Source organism: Photobacterium sp. OFAV2-7 (assembly GCF_022347985.1).
GTDB lineage: Bacteria > Pseudomonadota > Gammaproteobacteria > Enterobacterales > Vibrionaceae > Photobacterium.
The window spans coordinates 1-2,843 of the sequence record NZ_JAKRFQ010000698.1 but is presented as its reverse complement, the minus strand read 5'-3'; the positions used below and the strand labels follow the sequence as shown (position 1 = coordinate 2,843).

Annotated in this window: 2 protein-coding genes; both read left to right on the top strand. The window is 48.1% G+C overall.

Annotated features, from left to right (window positions below):
* The first annotated feature begins 509 nt into the window (after window positions 1-509).
* Window positions 510-2,519: an exoribonuclease II gene (locus MHN01_RS23240; protein WP_239413727.1), complete on the top strand. Its 2,010-nt coding sequence runs from the start codon at window positions 510-512 to the stop codon at window positions 2,517-2,519.
* Window positions 2,520-2,662: 143 nt separating this feature from the next.
* A partial coding sequence (locus tag MHN01_RS23235; RefSeq protein WP_239413726.1) for a DUF1415 family protein occupies window positions 2,663-2,843 on the top strand: 181 nt, incomplete at its 3' end.

The window sequence follows — 2,843 nt, the reverse complement described above, 5'->3', positions numbered from 1 at the left end:
CTCGCGGCTTAAGGACGATAACAAACATCGACACCACTGCTCCATGTCTGCCTCACGAGCCAGCACATCCACGAGCTGGTCAAATGTCTTTTTCACTCTTACAACCATAACAACGCGAACCTTCCTCGGGTGACTGGTGTGCTGAACACATCTTTTTTTTATAACAAGTACCTTAATTACCAGAAAGTAACAAATGGTGTAACCATTATTTCCAAGACTGTGACTCGATACACTTAGAACCAACCGAATATCAGCCCATTAGGCGAATTATCCTTCGGCCTATATCAAAACAGTCAGTTTTACCCTAAATCTCGGATTATTAGTCATACATTTCCAGATATCTCCTAACTCTCAATGGAGAGTAGGCAGGGTGAATAGTCTTGCAGCTACAAACCCGATAAAAACTGCCCCGAAATACAGTATTTGGTAGGAACGTGGCGGGTATAGCGCTTGGTTTTAACGCATGAAGGCCTTATAGTGTGTTCGTTCACAATCTGAGACCGGGCATAATGTTTCAAGACAATCCATTATTAGCACAGCTTAAAAAACAAATTCAGGAAACCCTTCCTAAAAAAGAAGGCAATATCAAAGCAACAGACCGTGGCTTTGGCTTCCTGGAAACAGACAACAAAGAAAGCTTCTTCATTCCGCCAAATTATATGAAAAATGTCATGCACGGCGACCGTGTTGTGGCAGTGATCCGTACTGAAAAAGAGCGGGAAGTTGCTGAGCCCCAGGAACTGGTTGAACAGTTCATGACTCGCTTTATTGGCCGTGTAAAACTGATCCGCGACCGCCTGAATGTGGTACCGGATCACCCGCAACTAAAAGATGCAATCAAAGCACGCGCTATCAAAGGCCTCAATCCGGAACTATTGAAAGAAGGCGACTGGGTCGTCGCTAACTTGACACGACATCCATTGGTCGGCGACAACAAAACCTTCTTTTGTGAAATCAAAGAAAAGATCACCGACAGCAACGACAAAATTGCGCCATGGTGGGTAACACTGGCCCGCCATGAGCTACCGAACGCCGAGCCAGCCCCTCAAGACAGCTGGAGCATGCTCGACGAAGAGCTGGAACGCCAGGATCTTACTGATCTGCCTTTCATTACTATCGACGGTGAATCCACCAAAGATATGGATGATGCTCTCTATACTGTCGCCAAAGATGATGGCAGCTATGAGATCACGATTGCTATTGCCGATCCGACATCTTACATCGCTGTTGGCGATAAAATGGATGACGAGGCACGCCAGCGTGGCTTTACCATCTACCTGCCGGGACGAAACATCCCTATGCTTCCACGGGAGCTGAGCGACGAACTCTGCTCGCTGATCGAAGACGAGAAACGCCCGGCGATCTGCTGTCGTGTAACCATTAATGCAGATGGTGTTATCCAAGACGATATTACCTTCTTTGCAGCATGGATTAAGTCTCAGGCTCGACTGGCTTATGACAAGGTATCTGATCTGATCGAACACGGTCAGTGCGAAGACTGGGCACCAAACGCTGTCATCGCGGAGCAGATCAATGCACTGCATGGTTTTGCCAACGCGCGCAGCGAGTGGCGGGCCAACAACGCCGTTGTATTCCCTGACCGCCCGGATTATCGCTTTGAGCTTAGCGAAGATAACGACGTGGTTGCCATTCACACCGATCCTCGTCGTACCGCGAACCGAATGATCGAAGAAGCAATGATCACGGCGAATATTTGTGCCGGTCGTGTGCTGCAAGAGAAGTTCGGCATGGGTGTCTTCAACTACCACAATGGCTTCAATCCAGAAAAACTGGATGCAGCAATGGACTTCCTGAAAAACGCAGAAGCGCCGTTCGAGAAAGAAGAACTGACTTCGCTGGAAGGTTTCAGTGCCCTGCGTCGCTGGTTAAATGCCCAGGAGACTACATATCTCGATAACCGCCTTCGCAAGTTCCAGGCATACAGTGAAGTAGGCAACAAGCCAGCTCCTCATTATGCAATGGGACTCGATGTGTATGCGACATGGACATCCCCGATCCGTAAGTACGGTGACATGATTAACCATCGCCTGCTTAAAGCGGTTATTTCAGGCACCGAGCCAACTCAGACCCCAGATGACTCTGTTGGTGAAGAGATTGCCACTCACCGCCGCCACCACCGCATGGCTGAGCGTGATGTGTCTGACTGGCTATATGTTCGCCTGTTAAAAGATGCAGTCAAAGATGAGACGGTCTTTACCGCCGAGGTCTTTGATATCAACCGTGCCGGTATGCGCGTCCGTTTGCTGGAAAATGGTGCGGCGGCATTTATTCCGGCTCCGCTGATCCTTGATAACAAGCAGCGAATCGAATGTAACAATGATCTGGGTATCGTCAACATCGATAAGGTCAAAGAGTACCAGCTTGGCGATTCTTTCGAAGTGAAACTGACAGAAGTGCGTAGTGTAACCCGTCAATTGGTTGCCAAACCACTGAAAGAGTTTCCGGCTCCAGTAGTCGAAGGCGAGAGCACCGCTCAGCCGTCGGAAGAAAAAGCCTAATTACTTTTTCATCTAGCAAAGGGCCAGTCATTACTGGCCCTTTTTCATATCTATTGCCAAGCAGAGTCCCATACTGCTTTCTTTCTGGCTCAATCTTGTTACTCTTAGCCCATAATTATTTTAAGCAGTACATCGAGTCAGCAATGTCAGACGCAGTAAAATCAGACGTTATTCAACAAGTCCAACAATGGCTGGAAGCCGTAGTGATCGGCCTTAATCTATGCCCTTTTGCCGCCAAGCCAAACCGTAACAAGCAGATCAAGATCCATGTTTGTGAAACCACCTCAGAAGAGCAACTACTGGAAGACATCTACCAGCAAATAA